We start from the raw sequence: 18,519 nt of genomic DNA, 5'->3' as shown, positions 1-18,519 counted from the left end.
GCAAAAAAAGCCCCGAAAGGATGTTTGTTATGACAAAAGAATACCTCGATTTAAAAATTGATTTCATGTTCAAGCAAATGTTTGGACAGCCTTCAAGAAAACACATTACCTTGGCATTTATTAATGATTTGTTAGGAAGGGAGGGTGCTGACCGTATTAAAGATTTAACCTTTGTGAACACCGAGTTGATAAAAGACCGAGATGAGGGAAAAACAAGTCGTCTTGATATGGCCGTTGTCACAGAGGCAGGTGAGCACATTAATATTGAGATTCAAGTAAGGAATCAACATGATATGCCCGAGCGAATCCTCTACTATTGGGCAAAAACTTACTCTTCATTAATCCATTCTGGTGAAAACTACCATCAATTAACTCCCGTTATCTTCATTTCAATTCTGAACTATTCCCTTTTTCCAACCCAAACAGACGAGTTCCACACGGTGTTTCATATAAGAGAAGATAGTGAGAATATCCTATGGAGTAATCAACTCGAGTTTCACTTATTTGACCTCCGCAAGTTTATGGTAAAATGGAGGAAATACCGACGAAAAAATAGGAAAGAAACTCCTTGGCTATTGATGTTTACAGCTACAGATTTTGATACCAAAAAGGTCAATAATGAAATATTATCTGATTTGGAGGAATGGGCGATGAATATTGAACAAGTACGGGAAGCGCTCATCGAGTGGGAAACGTTGAGTGCTAATAAAGAAAACAGGGTTGTCTTCGAGGCAAGAGCAAAGGAACTGCGCGACCTGTTGAGTAATCTTGAAGGTGAACGAAGGCTGGGTAGAGAAGAAGGAAGAGAACGAGGAAGACAAGAAGGACTCAAGCAAGTAGCAATCAAATTGCTTAAGGATGGGATGAGTGTAGAGCAGGTGGCCAGGTATGTTGAATTGCCGGTTGAGGTGATTGAGGAATGGGTGCATAACTTGGAATAAGCATTAGATATTCAGTTATTGCTGTAGATTACTTGATTTGTTGAGTAATCTGGAAAGTGAACGGAGATGGGGTAGAGAAGAAGAGAAAAATGATATAGCCATTGAAATATTAAAGGAAGGCATTCCGATTAATATGATCGAAAAGGTCACAAAGCTGAGTCTTTCTGAAATAGAAAGATTAAAGAAACAATTGTAGTACAATGATTGGGAGATCCGCCATCTAATGAGATGACGGATTTTTTGCTTTATTCCCCCAATAACTTTTCTACCGCCGGAATGTCCGCTGGAGCCCAATTCAGAGACAAGAGATTCTCCCTCTTAAGCCAAACGAGCTTTGAATGCTCTGAGGCAATTGGGAAACCATTTAGTAATTTGGCCTTGATTGCAACCAAATGGATAATGAATGATTCGTATTCATGGCTATGTTCATCAAATATTTCTAGGGGCTGTATGGTACAGCTTAATTCTTCTTGAATCTCTCTCTCCAAAGCAAAAAATAAATCCTCGCCTACTTCCACCTTCCCACCAGGAAACTCCCACAGATTACCCATAGACATCCTTGGTGACCTTAGAGCACACAGGATTTCCCTTTGGTCATTTTCAATAATCGCAGCAACAACTTTTATTGACTTTTTCATCAACAGCACCTCAATTTTTTCCTAGTCTTATTATTTCATATCTAGCCCATTATTTGTCAATCTGAAGCAGTTCTTTTGTAGTATAATGAAGAAAAATGACATATTGGGGGATACAACAATGCCAATTCATAACAAGCTGGTACGCGATCGAATTCCGGAAATCATCGAAAAAACTGGGAAGAATTTTTCAACAAAAATTCTTGCACACGACGAATACATACAAGAATTAAGAAAGAAAAGCTATGAAGAGCTTGAAGAATATATGAATGCAGGAAACGATGAAGATGCATTAGAGGAGCTTGCGGACTTACTGGAAATCATTCATGCCTTAATTGAATGTCATGGGGCACGCTTTGAGCATGTGGAAGAGATTCGCAAAGAAAAGGCTGAAAAAAGAGGAGGTTTCAAGGAACGCATCTACTTATTGGAGGTAGAAGATGAGTGATGTAAGGCTGATAACCAGTCATCTAGGCGAACACATTATCAGGCAGATTGAAAAATCGAGTACTGTATATATATTGACCTCTTTTGTGATGAAATCTGGAGTTCAATTTTTAAAGGAGTCACTCCAAAGAGCGATACATAGTTTTGCGGATATTAAGATTTGCACGGGTGACTATTTATATATTACACAGCCAGAAGCATTAGAAGAGCTCCTGAAAATCAGTGAAAAGATAGAAGTTCGTATTTGGAATAGTAATGGAGTTTCCTTTCATCCTAAGGCCTATCTATTTCAAAATGAGGCTAACGATTGCTTATTTGTCGGCTCGTCCAATTTATCTCGGTCAGCATTAAGCAATGGGGTGGAGTGGAATCTTTCTGTCAGGAATCATAATGAAGTCTTTCAGGATGCAATGGAACAATTTCTTCTAACCTTTTATTCCGAGCAAACTGTACCATTAAACGAAGTGACACTTAGCGAATATAAAGAAAAGTATGACCACTACCATTCGAAAAATCCTAATCTTGCAAAAGAATGGTCAAAGGCTGAAGAACTTGACTTGATGCTTCCATCCAAGATGGATAAACCAGAAGACCCTGTTGTCATACATGAGAACCAAGCTCCATATGGTTCCATTCAACCAAGGTTTGCACAAGTCGAAGCGTTAGAGGAATTACACAAGACCATGGAGGAGGACTACAATAAAGCACTTGTTATAATGGCAACAGGCCTTGGAAAAACCTATCTAGCAGGTTTTTTTGCGCAACAATTTCGTAGAGTCCTCTTTATTGCACATCGAGAAGAGATTCTCCAGCAAGCCAAGAATTCTTTTCATACAATTGATCCAACCAAATTCTATGGAATATTTGATGGAAAAAGAAAAGAAAATCATTCGGAAACCATCTTTGCTTCCATTTACACGATGAGCATACATAGACATCTACATTCTTTCAAAAAAGATGAATTTGACTTGATCATTGTGGATGAATTCCATCACGCTGCAGCCAAATCTTATAAAAGAGTGCTCGAGTATTTTCAACCAAAGTTTTTATTGGGTATTACTGCCACTCCTGATCGTAATGACAATAAGGATGTATATGCAATTTGTGATGGGAACGTGGCTTTTCGTCTCGATTTTTTGGATGCAATTAAAAGAAAGTGGCTTTCCCCATTTAAGTATTTTGGGGTTTATGATGAAACGGATTATAGCCAAATCACCTGGCTGGGCAACCGATATGATGAGCAAGAACTTTTACAAGTCCAGTTGAAAGATGAGATGGCTGAGAAAGTCATGCGGGCATGGGTAGAGAAAAAACAGACAAGAACGATCGGATTCTGTTCATCAATTCGACAGGCTGATTTTCTAGCAAGCTATTTTAACAGTAGGGGCTTTCGGACAGTGAGTCTACACTCAAAACAGGTTCAGGTAGGCAGACATGAAGCAATTGAAAAATTGGCCAGTGGAGAACTTGATGTCATCTTTACCGTTGATTTATTCAACGAAGGAGTAGATATACCTTCTGTAGATACCTTATTATTTGTACGGCCGACCGAATCGCTCACGGTTTTTACCCAACAAATTGGTCGAGGACTTCGCCTCTATGATACGAAAAACCATTGTGTCATCATTGATTTGATTGGAAACTACCGAAATGCGGATATTAAATTAAGTCTCTTTAACACAGAATCTGATAGAAAAACTTCTAAAACTACTCAACCAGTTGTTCCAGAATTATGTGAGCTTCATCTTGACTTACAGGTTATTAACATACTGAAGGAAATGGAAAGAAAGAAGCAGCCACGTAAAGAAAAATTGCTCGAAGACTATAAAGATTTGAAACTTGAACTTGGTAGACGACCAACCTATTTAGAATTACATTTGCAGGTTGCCTCTGAATCGATTCAGTATAGACAGGAATTTCATTCTTATTACGGGTTTTTATTCTGGGCTAATGAGCTCTCAGAGCGTGAAAAAGAGGTTTATCAAAGATATGAGAGATGGCTTGTTGAAGAAGAAAAGACGGGTATGACCAAAAGCTACAAGATGGTGGTACTTCTATCTATGTTAGAACGTGGGCCAGCTAATTGGTATAAGCCAATAACTTCAACTGAGGTTGCTCCCTTTTTCCATCAATATCTAATGGAAAAAGAATACCGTAAAAGAATTGACTTTTCAGACCGTGGGGCTAAGAAGCTTTGGAAATACGATGAGAAGGGTGTAAGCAAGCTGATTGCAACCATGCCGATGACAAAATGGAGCGGCAGTTCAAAAGGGTTGATTTCTTATGAAAATGATATATTAAAACTAGAATTTGATGTACTAGAAGAAGATGAAGAAATCCTTTACGAAATGACAAAGGACATCTGTGAATACAGGTTGCATGTGCATTTTGAGAGGAAGAGTAAATAAGTGACTTTTTTCGGATATAAAGACTTATACAATATGCTCCTCTCTCATCAAAGTAAAGTCTTTTGATATCTGAATCATCTAAGGGAGTTGAGCATGTGAGCAATCTATTTAGTATAGACTGTGGAGAAATCGTACTACGGGAATATAGCATGGAGGATGTTGATTCTATTTTTGAAATTACCTCACAGCCAGAGGTATACGAATTCTTGCCGGATTTTAAAACAACGAGAGAACGGCGTTATGACTGGGTTAAGAATTATGAAATTCCTTCGAACAAAAGGTTTTTAGCAGCATTGCCTCATATTGAAGGTCAAACCTATTTAAGATTTGGAATCATACTTAAGGAAACAAATGAGTTTATTGGTTTTTGTATGACAGGAATCAAAGAGGAACTACCTTCACCAAATCGAGAAATTGCCTATGGCATTTCAAAGCATTATCGAAATAAAGGCTATACAACTATGGCGGTCAAGGGTCTGATGAATTTTCTATTTGAGAAAACCGATGTCGAGAGGTTAAATGCAATTGCTTTAACACATAACATAAGTTCGATTAGGGTTATTCAAAAGAGTGGTTTCAAGTTTGTAGATGAAATTGAAATTGAGGGTAAATTTTATAATCATTACGCAGTTAAAAAGAGTGAATGGCAATACAATATACCTACCATTTCAGAATGAGTCTGCGGAATTTATGATATGAAGGAAGTCAATGACGAAATAATATCTGATTTGGAGGAATGGGCGATGAATATTGAACAGGTACGGGAAGCGCTCATCGAGTGGGAAACGCTGAGTGCTAATAAGGAAAATCGTGTCATCTTTGAAGCACGTGCGAAAGAACTGCGTGACTTGTTGAGTAATCTTGAAGGGGAACGAAGAATAGGTAGAGAAGAAGGGTTAAAACAGGTAGCTATTAAATTATTGAAAGACAATATGGAAGTAGAGCAAGTTGCTAATTATGTGGAGCTGCCTGTTAAAGAGATCCAAGAATTAAAGAATCGCTTGGACTAGAGCCTCAAAAGCTGGACCGATTTGGAGGAAGGGGCAAAGGAAGGCATCCCCGTTGAGATAATCGAAAAAGTCACAAAGCTGGGTCTCTCTGAAATAGAAAAATTGAAGAAACAAATGTAGTGCATTGATTTGGAGATCCGCCATCTAATGAGATGACGGATTTTTTCAGTATTTGTTAGTTCAATAACCAAGACAATAGATTTTCCCTAATATGTCATATAAGCTTTGAATGCTAATGATCCACTTTTTAAAAAAAATAAGTGAAGAAAATCTGATAAAATAGTACTATCATAAATACCAAATAACCACCTAAGTAAACTGGGGATCACAATCATGAAGCGATATAAATTAATAAATGAATTTCGAGGAAATAAGAAGGGAACTCGTTTTTATCTGATTGCGGAATCAGAGTTTATTGGCGTTAAAGAATTTGTATTACGAACCCAAGACTTAACTGTGAGGATATCTATAACGGAAGATGAGTTAAAAAAGAATTTTGTCTCTTTAGGTATTAAGTAAAGCATCTGAGATGAATAAAGGTTTTCAAAAAGGAAGTGCAATATGACAACAATAGCGTTCGCAAATGAAATTGATTTAGTAGATCAATTTGTTCATTTTACCAAACATCATAAGATTAAATTTCCTAAAGGAGAAGAAGGCTATCTTTTTATATGGGCCCGAGAGCTGCATGTATTGGGTGGCGGGAGAAGAAAGCACCAAGGAAGAATTGATGTAATGGGAACCGATGAATTTGGCCGGGTTTGGTTAATCGAGGCTAAGTTGCAATCTAATCCCGAGCTGCACCCTGGTATATGGAAAGAACAGGTCTTAACTTACAGAGAGGCCCTAGCACAGAGAAAAACAGAAGAGATTATTATGCGTTCTAGAAGATTCCTAAGGAATTCCAAGGACTATAGCAGTCTATATCAGGCCTTTGTGGAATGGGCGGTATCCATTGGAAGAGATGAAGCCTTTGCCCAGCATCTTTATCATCAAACTTTTTTTCAAATTCAAAATCAAGAAGTGGTATCGGCTGTATTATGTGATTATTTTCAAGAGGAGGTTTTGAGGGGACATCCCGACGACGGATATCCTTATGGCTATTTAGTCTTTCCTTCTGGCACGACGGAAACAACAGTACATACCTTCATGATTAATGATGTTCAAAAAAGTGGTAAGTCTGGGGAATTTTATGCATCAATTGAGGACTGGTCTTCCTTATTAAGAAAAAGGGACGAGGTAAAACCTACACCTGAAAATGTCGAGATATTCCTAACGAACAAGGGTTCTCTCATTTTTCGAAAATGCCTTGAGAATTTATATGAGCTAGGTTGGACGGGAGAAAAAGGTAGCTATCATGTCAATAAAAAGGCCTTTCGCTTAGACCTTCCTACCGTTCATGGAACTGATATTCGGATTCATTTGGGGTGGGTGGATGCTGATGCCCAGCTGCCAATCGAGCATCGGTTGCCTGGAGAGTATGGCTTGAAATTCAACATTGATTTCCGTCATTTTAAGCATAGTAAAAATAAGGATGTGTATGAAGTAGGCTACCAATTAGCTAAGCGTCTAGCAAAGGAAGCGAACTATGTTGAACGGACGAAGCACAAGGCCATCCGACACCGAGATTTGACGGATGCAGAAAAGGATCAATGGGATTGGGAAATGCAGCGCTGGGTCAGTGAGCAAAATCGTGACTATACGGGGCAAGTTGGAGAATTAGAGGATTTTGAAGCTGCTTGGCGATTCTTGAAGGAGATCGTATACATTATGCCAAAGGATTTAAATTTCTTCGATTAGAAGCATTATCTAAATATAGATAATATCTGCTAATTCACCCAAAATGTTTTTAAGAACCTATCATAGAAGATTTTTAGTCGATATAAATGACTTCCATACATCAGCGAAAATTCCATATTTAAGCAGCAAGCACCTTTTAAAAAGGTGCTTTTAATTTTATTGCTGATTTTCATAACGACTTATGAGTATTGGTTCTCTCGTTATTGATATACTCATAAGGCCAAAATCAACATTGAACAGAAAAAAATGGATTCACAGAGGGAAATAGTTTCTTTACCTGTTTGCACACAAGAACCTACTTTTCCTTCGTCATCTTCACAAGTGTAATGATGTCTTTTGATACGGTCTCATAAGGAACGGATTCTGCTTTTAAATTGTTCTTAATTTTGTCAATAAGCTCAACCGCTTTTGGATTGGTAACCGTCAGTGTTTGAACTTGGCCATTGAATACTTGATTCATATAGCTTTTTGCGTGCTCGAGGTTATCATCCATGTCTGCGTCCGTTGTTGTTGGAGGCGTATTCCCTTTAGTATTTATATTGATATCATTTCTAGACACCCCATCTACACCATTTAGGGTATGCTCCTGCATCGAGTCGTATCGAGTGGATGTCACCGTAGGGGTTGCTCGTGCAAGGATGACGGTATCATCTAATACAAATACCTTCACTCCTGAAATTCCTTCTCCGCCCAATCTTGATTCAAGATGAGAAGAAATCCCACCATCATGCAAACCAGAGCTTCCAATCAAGCTGTATACATTTGTTCCAGTACCATGAGAGGTCCCTCCATGTTCATCGGTTGTCTGCTTTTTTACTCCGGTTTCACTCGGAATAATTAGACCATCATTTATGTCCCTTTTTGATACACCCTTATCATAGACATTCTGATGATGCGTTCCATGTCCATCATGTTGACCTTCCTCGGCCTTCACATTTTCATCCACTGAATGGAGCTGACCAGCGCATCCTGAAAGGAATAGAGCTGCACTAAGTATGACCACATTTATCCAAATATTTTTCATTTTCTTCCACTCCTAGTACATAGATTTATCTGTTATCATGCCCAACTTAATTTAATGTATGAATGGATTTTTTTAGGGTAATCTATCGATAAAATGTAGGAGGTGGAAGGAATGCCAGATAACTCCAAACAACAGGAAAAGACGGAGTCCCTCTCGCGCCGCAAGTTTCTCAAGAACTCTGGTATCGCGATTGGAGGACTGGCTGTCGGTGGTGTAATAGGCAGTCTCATTCCATTTAAGGATCAAAAAGAAGAGGTAAAGAACAATCAGAAAGAACAGAAGGCTGAAGATTATAATCTAGCACTTATGTATTTTACTCAAGAGCAATTCAAAATTGTTGAAGCTGCAACCGAACGCATTTTTCCCGCTGATGACAACGGGCCAGGTGCAAGGGAATTAGGCGTTGCATATTTTATCGATCACCAACTAAGTGGGGATTGGGGATTTAATGCGAGAGAATACATGCAGCCTCCCTTTTACAAAGGCGAAAAAGTTCAGGGGTATCAAGGCCGGTTGAGACGACGTGAAATATTCGATATTGGCTTACGTGAAATTCAAAATCATAGTTTAACGAAGTTTAAAAAGGATTTTGTTGCATTAGGTGATGAGGAAAAAGACGACGTATTAACGGATTTTGCAGAGGATAAGGTCAAGCTTACAACGATTTCTGCAAGCGGTTTTTTTAACATGCTCAGAACTAGTACTTTAGAAGGTGCCTATAGCGATCCACTGTATAGTGGTAACCGCAATATGGAGGGGTGGAAAATGCGGAATTATCCCGGCAGTCAAATGAGCTATACAAATGTCATTGATAAGGAATACACAGTGATTCCGCCACAGAGTCTGAAGGATCATATGGGACATTCATGAGAATTTGAAAGAGGTGAAATAACGTGGCAAAAAAATTACCAAAGGTAGATGTTGTCATCGTGGGTGTTGGCTGGGCAGGGGGAATTATCGCCGCCGAACTCACAAAGCAGGGGCTCAATTGCGTTGGACTGGAAAGAGGGAAAGAGCGGAAAACCGAGGATTATTTCATGGTGCATGACGAGCTACGCTATGCATTAAGGTATGAGCTGTTTCAAGACCTTTCGAAGGAAACAATTACGTTCAGAGGAAACGAGAAGTTTCGTGCGCTGCCCATGCGTCAATATGGTTCTTTTTTATTGGGAGATAATCTTGGAGGTTCGGGCGTTCATTGGAATGGACAAACCTACCGCTTCCTACCCTACGATTTTGAAATTCGTAAGAAAACGATTGAAAGATACGGGGAGAAGAAGATTCCTAAGGAAATGACCATTCAGGATTGGGGCATCACCTATGACGAATTGGAGCCATATTTTGATAAATTTGAAAAAATGGCAGGGATATCTGGGGAAGAAAATCCACTTGGAGGGAAAAGATCTAGTCCCTATCCAACACCACCGATGAAAACGACACCATCGCTAGAAAAATTCAAAAAGGCTGCAATCAAACTTAAGCTTCATCCATATAGCCGACCTTCAGGAAATCTTTCAAAGGCCTATACTAATCCAGATGGCGTGTCTAGAGCAGCCTGTCAATATTGTGCCTATTGTGAAAGATTTGGCTGTGAATATGGTGCAAAAGCGGACCCCGTTGTTACTGTGATCCCGGTAGCGAAAAAGACAGGGAAATTTGAGATCCGGACCCATTCAAATGTCAGACGATTATTAAAATCAGGAAATAAAGCAACCGGAGTCTTGTATATCGATACAACTACGGGAGAAGAAATCGAACAACCGGCAGATATCGTGGTGTTAACAAGCTATGTATTTAATAATGTCAGGCTGTTATTGCAATCAAATATCGGTCGTCCCTATGATCCGAAGACGGGGAATGGGGTAATTGGTAAAAATTATGCCTACCAGGTTCAAAAAGGAAGTGCGACTGGGTTTTTCGAAAAAGAAGAATTTAATACGTTTGCGGGTGCAGGTGCGCTTGGTATGGTGGTGGATGATTATAATGGCGATAATTTTGATCACTCCAATCTCAACTTTATCCATGGAGGATCCATTGCTATTTCTCAAACGGGTTTGAGGCCGATTTCAAATAATACGGTTCCAAAAGGGACTCCGTCATGGGGAAAAGAGTTTAAAGCAAATTCAATTAAATATGCAAACCGAGTCTTATCTGTTGGTGGACAAGGAGCGAGTATGCCATTTAAGCATCATTATCTCGATCTCGACCCGACCTACAAAGATGAATTTGGAGATCCCTTGATTCGAATCACGTTTGATTTTGAAGAGCAGGACCGCCAGCTCGCCAAGTATTTGTCCGATCGATGCGTGGACATTATGAAGGAAATGGGGGCAGACCATATTGACTCGTTGGAGGAATTAGGCCCTTATGATATTACTACTTATCAGTCCACCCATAATACAGGTGGTGTGATCATGGGAGCAGATCCAAATACATCAGCTGTGAATAATTATTTACAAATGTGGGATGCAGAAAATGTTTTTGTCGTTGGAGCAACGGCGTTTCCTCATAATAGTGGTTATAATCCAACAGGGACGGTTGGGGCACTCGCTTATCGAGCTGCAGAAGGCATACTCACCTATAGGCAAAAAGGGGATATTTTGGCTTAAGGAATGATAGGAGAAAATGCTTTGTTTGCCCCATCTATATATTTACTTTTTTAGGAGACCAAATCAGAATGGATGATTTGGTCTTAATTAATGGCTGATTTCGTTGGATTGTGTTTTGGAATGGCTTAGGATGCCTCTTAACTTCTCACAAACCTGCTTTGTTCAAAAGAACTGTAGCCACTGCCACTTAACCTTAAATCGATAAATACATTACTAGAAGCACAAATCATGGTAAAATATAGAAAAGTAAATAAGGAGGTGCACCATGACTGGTACAATTGCTGTCATAATGATTTTCTCCATTCCGATCATAGCGATTATAACGAGTCACTTTCAAAATCAATCCAAATTAAAACACAAAATGATACAAGACGAGATCGAATTGGAAAAGCTCAAGCATGAGAACTTTCTAATTGAAACACAGAAAATGAGACTTGAATTGGAACATATGCAGCACGAAGATAAGAAGAAACTATTGTGAGCCTCAAAAATCCGAGGCTACCTACTCTAGGTATTATTTTAGCCTTCTTGAAAAAGAAGAGGGATTGTTCAAAAATATGAAAAAGCCAGGTGCTAAAGTCCTGGCTTAATCCATTACTATAGTTGAATAGGAATTTCCAATACATTAATCTTCGATCCGTCTTTCGCTGAATAAACAAACAACTCGAATAGAACATGAGTATTTTCGACCAGCTCTTTATCGAAGAAAATTTCGAAATCTCCCCATTCCGGGGCACCAGCCGTTTGGTAGTGGTCTTCCAGTAATACCTTGTCACCGTCGTGAAGTTTATACTGAAACACCCCTTCAAAAACTTGCGCCTTTCCTGTGATCACGTATTGTTCCTCGGATTCTGTTACGACGACATCCTTAAATGCCGCATTTTGAAAAACTTTCGGTTCTTCTGCAACTGGTTCATCTGGACTTGAATCGGGTTCTTCTGTTGTAGGTTCCTCTTTAACAGGCTCTTCTTTAGCGGGTACCTCCGTCACCGTATTTTTCTCGTTAGGTGTCTCCACCACCTTTTTCTCACTACAAGCAGACATACCGATGACTGCCATCAACCCAAGAAAGAAGTATAAAAATTTTTTCATTCATCAACACCCTTTTCTTTTAGTCTATGATTTAAATAACCTATGTGCTGATTGATTAGTATCTATTTCTAGGAAAGGGAAATCATCTATTTAATATTTTTACCAGCGCTACCAGGGGCAGAACTCCTAATTCTTTCGTCTATGAAAAAAATTAGGAGTTCTGTCCCTATTTTTTATTTATCCCTTATATGGACAAAAACGGACAAAAGAAGTCAAAATAACAAATTGTAAACGCTTTAATTATTTGATATATTTTATTTTAAATATTTGAAATATTTTATAAATTCTATATTTTGTTATTTAAAAGGGGTGATGCCTACATATCGTCCATTTTTTAAATTTAAAATTAGGGAGTTGAAAAGATGGATTTCACATTGTCAGAAGAACAAAAGATGATTCAGAAAACGGTTAGGGATTTTGTTAATAAAGAACTAAAGCCGTTAGAACAGGAAGTTTTGAAAAATGAAAGAGAAGGTAGACATGGAATATCAAGTGAAAAGGTGAAAGAGCTACAAACAAAGGCAAGAGATATTGGTTTTTGGGGAATTAACACGCCTGAGGAATACGGTGGTGCCAATCTGGGACCCATTATGTCGGTGTTGATTGCGATGGAGCTTGGGAGAACCTTTGTACCATTTAGTTTTGGAGGATCCGCAGACAATATTCTGTACGAATGTAATGAGGAGCAAAAAGAAGAATATTTAATTCCTCTCATAAATGGCGAAAGACGTTCCTGTTTTGCCCTTACGGAACCGGGTGCAGGCTCTGATGCAAGAAATATTAAAATGAAAGCGGAAAAAGACGGGGATCACTGGGTTTTGAATGGGGAGAAGGTCTTTATTACTGGAGGGAATGAAGCAGATTTCGCTATGGTATTTGCTGTAACAGATAAAGAAAAAGGTGCTAATGGAGGCGTAACATGTTTCCTCGTTGACCGGGAGATGGGCTGGAAATCAGAGTATATCCACACGATGGGGGAATGGGGACCAGCGACTCTTGTCTTTGAAAACGTGAGGGTTCCTGAAAAGAACATTTTAGGAGAATTAGGCCACGGCTTCAGCCTCGGAATGAAATGGATTGGTCAAGGACGTTACATGATTCCAGCTAGAGCCATTGGAAGTGCCGAGCGGTTATTGCAAATGGCGATTGATTATTCGCAAACAAGGGTGACATTTGGAAAGCCAATTTCCGAGCGTCAAGCGATTCAATGGATGATTGCAGATTCTGCCGTTGAAATTGAAGCAGCTAAATGGATTGTATTCCGTGCAGCATGGATGGCTGAAAATGGAATGGATGCTCGCCACCAATCATCGATGGCGAAATTGAATGGCGGATTAATGGCGAACCAAGTGGTTGACCGAGTCATGCAAATCCATGGGGGAATGGGCTATACGAAAGAATTGCCAATCGAACGATGGTATAGAGAGCTGAGATTGTACAGGATTTTTGAAGGAACGGATGAAATTCAGCGCCGTACGATTGCGCGCAACCTCTTGAAGGGTCATGCGAAGGTAGGGGAACTTCTATAACCATTGAATAAGGTTTTTTTAAAACCAGAATTTAACCGGCCAGTCAGTATATAGATTTTGCGATAGTCCTACTGGCCGGTCAGTCTAAAAAGTTATCAACAAAAAAAAGCCTTGATTAAAGTGAAAGAAGATGAAGTTGATGAATAGGAAGGCATTTCTTTTACTAGGCTTCATTATGTTCTTGACGATGACAGGGTATGGAATTGTATTTCCAATACTCCCTTTTTTAGCAAATGATTTACATCTTTCAGCCCTGCAGATGTCATCTTTAATTATCATTTGGGCGGTAGCTCAGCTCATCACTGCACCTCTATGGGGACGGATGGCTGATAAAATTGGGAGAAAACCAGTCTTGTTGTTTGGCGTATTTGGTTTTGGTGTTGCCTTTCTCGTATTACTGTTTGCGCAGAATTACTGGCAATTACTTTTATTGCGAATGATTGGAGCTGCCCTCTCATCAGGGACTCAGCCAGCTGCATATTCCATGGTTGCGGACCAGACTGAAAAAAAGACGAGAAGTCAAGCGATAGCAAAAATGGGAGCCGTCAATGGTCTTGGTTTTTTATGCGGCCCTTTCTTAGGCGCTCTAATTTCACCCCTAGGTGTGATGGCTCCATTTATCGTGGCGGGCTGCTTGGCTTTTATCACTCTCCCCTTCATCGTTTTATATATCAAAGATTCGAAGGCAGAAAATACGGAGGAAGTACGACCTGACTCAAAAAGAGAGACCCTATCATTTTGGAAATCTCTTGCCATGGTAACGAAGACCGGCTATTGGGATTTATACACCATTATTTTCGGTATATCCCTTGCTGCCTCAAGCTTTTTTGGATTGATTGGTTATTTCATGATTGCCCGTTTTGATGCATCCCCAACCCTAGTGAGCCTTGCCTTTAGCACACAAGCTGGGACATCCGTCGTTGTCCAATTCCTCCTTCTGCAAAAAGTGTATAAGTATTGGGATGACGAGACGGTTACGAAAATAGGTCTCATGATCACAGCGGCAGGCTATTGTTTTATTAGTTTTTCACCTGCAATTTGGGCGCTCTTTTTTGGCTGCCTACTAACCGGATTAGGTCATTCATTGGTCCGCCCAACGACAACCGCCTTGCTATCTAAACGAAACGAAATGGGTCAAGGTATCACCATGGGTCTGCAGCATTCCATGGATAGCTTGGGAAGGATTATTGGTCCCATTTGGGGAGGATGGATTTTCAGTTTCGCAGTTTCCGCCCCTTTTATTACCTCAGCCATTATTACTCTACTACTTTTAGGAATCACTTACATGACCTCAAACCATAAGAAAATAGAAATGAAAAACCGCCACAATAAGATGACCAGTCATCACTAATCGTTGGAAATAGCTATTTGACAGACGTTTACCATTTGAAAATATTTAAGTTTGGAGTGGATAACATGCTGTTAACAGAATTATTAAGTGAAAATATCCAAAAATTTGGCGAATATAACATGCTTTATTACGGGGACCGTGTTTTTACGAATATTGAAACGAAGGAAATTTCTCGAAACTATTCAAAAGTCCTTCATAGCCTTGGTGTCACTAAAGGAGATCGGGTCTTAATCTGTATGCCAAACTGTCCTGAGGTCATTTTTTCCTATCAGGGTGTCATGGGAATAGGCGCCATCATCGTCCCCGTGATGTATTTGCTTCATGAAAATGAAATTAATTTTATCCTGAAAAACTCAGAAGCTAAGGCAATAATTACCTCATCTGTTCAACTAGAAAAAATGATTCTAGCAGCAGCGAATTTATCGCATAAGCCGACAATCATTTGTATTGATGAAGTCCCTCTTGAGATGAGCATGCAAACGGAAGTAGAAATCATAGAATTACAGCAGGCTTTAATAGAATGCAAGGAACCTCTAAACATAGATTTGGAGATCAACGAAAGGGATGTCGCTGTCATCCTTTACACCTCTGGAACAACAGGTATGCCTAAAGGTGTCATGCTGACCCATAAAAATTTGTATGCGAATACATCGTCAGGAATACAGCTGCGTGAAAAAGAGACGAGAGAAACGACGATTGGCGTCCTGCCTTTAGCCCATATCTATGGATTCGGGATTATGAACGGGATGCTGGTACTTGGAAACTCTGTTGTCATTTTTTCAAAATTTGATGCGGAAGAGGTATTTAAGGTGATCGAAAAGCATTGCGTGAAGTCCTTTGCTGCCGTTCCTGCCATGGTTCATGCCATGGTATATCATTCAAATGCCGAGCAATATGACTTGTCAAGCTTAGAAACCGTTGGTTCTGGATCAGCTGCATTGCCCGTTAGTTTGCGCCATAAATTTAAAGAGAAATTTGGAGCAGAAGTTCGCGATGCCTACGGCTTATCGGAAGCTTCACCAGGAGTTGCGACCCAAAGAAACGATTTGCCTATTAAAGAAGGGTCAGTTGGGGTCCCAATGCCTGGGGTGAAAATAAAAATTGTCAATGAACATGGGGAAGAATTACCGCCTGGTGAAGTAGGAGAATTACTCGTGCATGGGGATAATGTCACACCAGGATATTTTCGAAATGAAGAGGCAACCAAGCAAGCCCTTAGAAACGGATGGCTTCACACCGGGGATTTGGCAAAGGTTGATGAGGATGGATATCTATTTATCGTTGACCGGAAGAAGGATTTGATTATCAGGGGCGGATTTAATATTTATCCCCGTGATTTAGAGGAACTGCTTGCAAAGCATGAAGCCGTATTAGAGGTTTCCGTTGTGGGGATCCCTTCCGAGCAAATGGGAGAAGAGATTCTTGCATGCGTGGTGAAGAAGCCAGAAAGCAAGGTGACGGGGGCTGAGCTCATTGAGTATTGTCAAAAGCACCTAGCAAAATATAAAACTCCAAGACATGTGATTTTTCTAGACCAGCTTCCAAGAAACGGAGTGGGGAAAATCCTCAAAACAAGATTAAGGGAGCAAATGATTCAGCAAATAAAGAGTTAAATCAACTTCAAAATTCTTGAAGGGAGGTTCTCTGATTGGTTTCAGACTTACAGCCTTTATTAGAGGTTCAAGATATGAAGACCGTTTTTAAAACAAGGTCTGGATTGCTAGAAGCTGTTGATGGTGTCTCATTCAGCATCTCCAAAGGGGAAACGGTAGCGATTGTTGGCGAATCCGGTTCTGGTAAAAGTGTATCCGCCCTTTCGATTTTAAGATTACTAGAAAACAATGGTTCGGTAACCTCCGGAAAAATATTATTTAATGACTTCAATCTAAAAGACATTGGCCCTGATGAAATTAGAAAAATCAGGGGAAATGAAATTGCAATGATTTTTCAGGACCCGATGACCTGTCTCGACCCGGTATATACCATTGGGGATCAAATTATGGAAACGATCAAAATTCATGAGGATTTGTCAAAAAGGGAATACCGGGTACGTGCACTGGAGTTATTGCGACTCGTTGGTCTACCAGATCCGGAAACCCGAATTGATGCTTTTCCACATCAGCTTTCCGGAGGACAAAGGCAGAGAGTAATGATTGCGATCGCCTTAGCGTGCAAACCTAAATTAATCATTGCGGATGAGCCAACAACCGCATTAGATGTGACAGTTCAAGCGCAAATTATGCAATTATTAAAGGATTTGCAAGCACAGTTTGGAACGGCCATCATCCTCGTTACCCATGATTTAGGGGTAGTAGCAGAAATGGCGGACAGGGTGGTGGTTGTCTATGCGGGTCAAGTTGTGGAGCAGTCGAATGTGAGGGAATTATTTGAGCAACCACAGCATCCGTATACAGCTGCATTGATGCGAAGCATTCCTCGAATCGAAACGAATAAAAATCAGCGTCTGCAAACCATTAAGGGAAATGTCCCAAACCTGAAAGAGCTACCTACTGGATGCCGGTTTCATCCCCGCTGTCTCTTGGCTACAGAAAAATGCAGGAATGAAGAGCCCCCATTATTTGATGCAGGTGATGGTCGGCTAAGCAAATGCTGGACAGCGGATCCAACTCTTCAGGTCAAAAGAGAGATCATGACTGCCTTCGATGAAGAGCAGCTCGACAATTTTGAGCGAAATTTACATTTGGTTGAGGGTCAACCACTTTTAGATGTCAAAGACATAAAGAAGTATTTTCCCATTACAAAGGGAATTCTCTCAAGAACGATTGGCCATGTTCGAGCGGTTGATGGAGTATCCATTAACATTCATAAAGGTGAGACCCTCGGGTTAGTAGGTGAGTCAGGCTGCGGCAAATCGACAGTTGGCCGACTGATTACAGGTTTGATTAAATCAACGGCGGGGGAAGTCATCTTCGAGGGAACGAACTTAGCTCATGCAAACAGAAGCAAGATGAAGCAAATCAGAAAAAAGATCCAATTTGTTTTTCAAGATCCTTATAGCTCCTTAAATCCAAGGATGACGATTTTAGATATCATTGGAGAACCATTGGAGGTCCATCAAATAGCAAAGGGTACGAGAAAGCAAGAACGTGTGGCTGAATTACTCGAGATTGTTGGATTATCGAGAAATGATATGCATAAATTTCCCCATCAATTTTCTGGGGGACAACGGCAAAGAATTAGCATTGCCCGAGCACTGGCGACGGAGCCTGAACTTTTGATTTGTGATGAAGCCGTTTCTGCTTTAGATGTTTCGGTCCAAGCGCAAATTCTCAATTTATTAAAAGACCTGCAGATCAAAATGGGATTGTCTTATCTCTTTATATCCCATGATTTGAATGTTGTGAAATATGTTTCCGATCGGATTGCTGTCATGTATCTTGGGGAAATCGTCGAAGTGGCAGATGCAGAGACTCTCTTTGAAAATCCTTTTCACCCATATGCGAAAGCCCTGATTTCTGCCGTACCTATACCAGATCCAACGATGGAACCGGATCGGATTATTTTAAAGGGGGAGATCCCTAGTCCTTCCAATCCACCGAGTGGATGTAAATTTCATACGCGCTGTCCGGTTGCTATGGATATTTGCAGAAATAAGAAACCGGAATTGAAAGAAATAACAGATCGGCATATTGTTTCCTGTCATCTGTATTGA

General features: G+C 40.1%; 18 protein-coding genes. 15 read left to right on the top strand and 3 right to left on the bottom strand.

Annotated features, from left to right (window positions below):
- Positions 1-29 precede the first annotated feature (29 nt).
- Positions 30-941: an Rpn family recombination-promoting nuclease/putative transposase gene (locus J2S07_RS04700; protein ID WP_307149249.1), complete on the top strand. Its 912-nt coding sequence runs from the start codon at positions 30-32 to the stop codon at positions 939-941.
- A 37-nt stretch (positions 942-978) separates the two neighbouring features.
- A complete protein-coding gene (locus tag J2S07_RS04695; protein WP_307149248.1) occupies positions 979-1,137 on the top strand; it encodes a hypothetical protein in 159 nt (52 codons plus the stop codon).
- A gap of 49 nt (positions 1,138-1,186) precedes the next feature.
- Here J2S07_RS04695 and J2S07_RS04690 read toward each other — a convergent pair whose 3' ends face one another.
- Positions 1,187-1,579: a (deoxy)nucleoside triphosphate pyrophosphohydrolase gene (locus J2S07_RS04690; RefSeq protein WP_307149247.1), complete on the bottom strand. Its 393-nt coding sequence runs from the start codon at positions 1,577-1,579 to the stop codon at positions 1,187-1,189.
- A 118-nt stretch (positions 1,580-1,697) separates the two neighbouring features.
- Between J2S07_RS04690 and J2S07_RS04685 the strand changes: the two genes are divergently transcribed.
- The 6 genes from J2S07_RS04685 to J2S07_RS04660 all read left to right on the top strand — a co-directional run bounded on the left by J2S07_RS04685 (position 1,698) and on the right by J2S07_RS04660 (position 7,241).
- Positions 1,698-2,024 (top strand): nucleoside triphosphate pyrophosphohydrolase, encoded by a 327-nt coding sequence (locus tag J2S07_RS04685; protein ID WP_307149246.1) that lies wholly within the window; start codon positions 1,698-1,700, stop codon positions 2,022-2,024.
- Positions 2,017-4,431, top strand: a complete 2,415-nt coding sequence (locus J2S07_RS04680; protein ID WP_307149245.1) for a DEAD/DEAH box helicase family protein — start codon at positions 2,017-2,019, stop codon at positions 4,429-4,431. Before J2S07_RS04685 ends, J2S07_RS04680 begins: the two co-directional genes overlap by 8 nt.
- 95 nt (positions 4,432-4,526) lie before the next feature.
- Positions 4,527-5,108: a GNAT family N-acetyltransferase gene (locus J2S07_RS04675; protein ID WP_307149244.1), complete on the top strand. Its 582-nt coding sequence runs from the start codon at positions 4,527-4,529 to the stop codon at positions 5,106-5,108.
- 18 nt (positions 5,109-5,126) lie between these two features.
- On the top strand, positions 5,127-5,441 hold the full coding sequence (locus J2S07_RS04670) for a hypothetical protein (RefSeq protein ID WP_307149243.1): 315 nt from the start codon (positions 5,127-5,129) through the stop codon (positions 5,439-5,441).
- A 333-nt stretch (positions 5,442-5,774) separates the two neighbouring features.
- Positions 5,775-5,960 (top strand): hypothetical protein, encoded by a 186-nt coding sequence (locus tag J2S07_RS04665; RefSeq protein WP_307149242.1) that lies wholly within the window; start codon positions 5,775-5,777, stop codon positions 5,958-5,960.
- Positions 5,961-6,002: 42 nt separating this feature from the next.
- Complete coding sequence (locus tag J2S07_RS04660) at positions 6,003-7,241, top strand: hypothetical protein (RefSeq protein ID WP_307149241.1); 1,239 nt, start codon at positions 6,003-6,005, stop codon at positions 7,239-7,241.
- Positions 7,242-7,536: 295 nt separating this feature from the next.
- Here J2S07_RS04660 and J2S07_RS04655 read toward each other — a convergent pair whose 3' ends face one another.
- Positions 7,537-8,265 (bottom strand): hypothetical protein, encoded by a 729-nt coding sequence (locus J2S07_RS04655; RefSeq protein WP_307149240.1) that lies wholly within the window; start codon positions 8,263-8,265, stop codon positions 7,537-7,539.
- A gap of 111 nt (positions 8,266-8,376) precedes the next feature.
- Here J2S07_RS04655 and J2S07_RS04650 point away from each other — a divergent pair, with 111 nt between their 5' ends.
- The 3 genes from J2S07_RS04650 (at position 8,377) to J2S07_RS04640 (ending at position 11,355) form a co-directional block, all read left to right on the top strand.
- A complete protein-coding gene (locus J2S07_RS04650) occupies positions 8,377-9,135 on the top strand; it encodes a gluconate 2-dehydrogenase subunit 3 family protein (protein WP_307149239.1) in 759 nt (252 codons plus the stop codon).
- Between the two features lie 23 nt (positions 9,136-9,158).
- Positions 9,159-10,874, top strand: coding sequence for a GMC family oxidoreductase (locus tag J2S07_RS04645; RefSeq protein ID WP_307149238.1), 1,716 nt, complete (start codon positions 9,159-9,161; stop codon positions 10,872-10,874).
- Between the two features lie 265 nt (positions 10,875-11,139).
- Entirely contained in the window at positions 11,140-11,355 is a 216-nt protein-coding gene (locus tag J2S07_RS04640) for a hypothetical protein (protein ID WP_307149237.1), read from the top strand.
- A gap of 116 nt (positions 11,356-11,471) precedes the next feature.
- Here J2S07_RS04640 and J2S07_RS04635 read toward each other — a convergent pair whose 3' ends face one another.
- Positions 11,472-11,966, bottom strand: coding sequence for a Gmad2 immunoglobulin-like domain-containing protein (locus J2S07_RS04635; RefSeq protein ID WP_307149236.1), 495 nt, complete (start codon positions 11,964-11,966; stop codon positions 11,472-11,474).
- Between the two features lie 362 nt (positions 11,967-12,328).
- Here J2S07_RS04635 and J2S07_RS04630 point away from each other — a divergent pair, with 362 nt between their 5' ends.
- From J2S07_RS04630 to J2S07_RS04615, 4 genes are all read left to right on the top strand, one after another.
- The gene (locus tag J2S07_RS04630) at positions 12,329-13,495 is read left to right on the top strand and encodes an acyl-CoA dehydrogenase family protein (protein WP_307149235.1); all 1,167 of its coding nucleotides are present in this window, start codon (positions 12,329-12,331) and stop codon (positions 13,493-13,495) included.
- Positions 13,496-13,634: 139 nt separating this feature from the next.
- On the top strand, positions 13,635-14,846 hold the full coding sequence (locus tag J2S07_RS04625) for an MFS transporter (protein ID WP_307149234.1): 1,212 nt from the start codon (positions 13,635-13,637) through the stop codon (positions 14,844-14,846).
- Between the two features lie 65 nt (positions 14,847-14,911).
- Complete coding sequence (locus J2S07_RS04620) at positions 14,912-16,459, top strand: class I adenylate-forming enzyme family protein (RefSeq protein ID WP_307149233.1); 1,548 nt, start codon at positions 14,912-14,914, stop codon at positions 16,457-16,459.
- Positions 16,460-16,494: 35 nt separating this feature from the next.
- On the top strand, positions 16,495-18,519 hold the full coding sequence (locus J2S07_RS04615; RefSeq protein ID WP_307149232.1) for an ABC transporter ATP-binding protein: 2,025 nt from the start codon (positions 16,495-16,497) through the stop codon (positions 18,517-18,519).

Origin of the sequence: Anoxybacillus andreesenii, assembly GCF_030813005.1 — a bacterium.
In the GTDB taxonomy this organism is placed as follows: domain Bacteria; phylum Bacillota; class Bacilli; order Bacillales; family Cytobacillaceae; genus Robertmurraya; species Robertmurraya andreesenii.
This window is presented reverse-complemented; position numbering and strand designations above follow the sequence as displayed.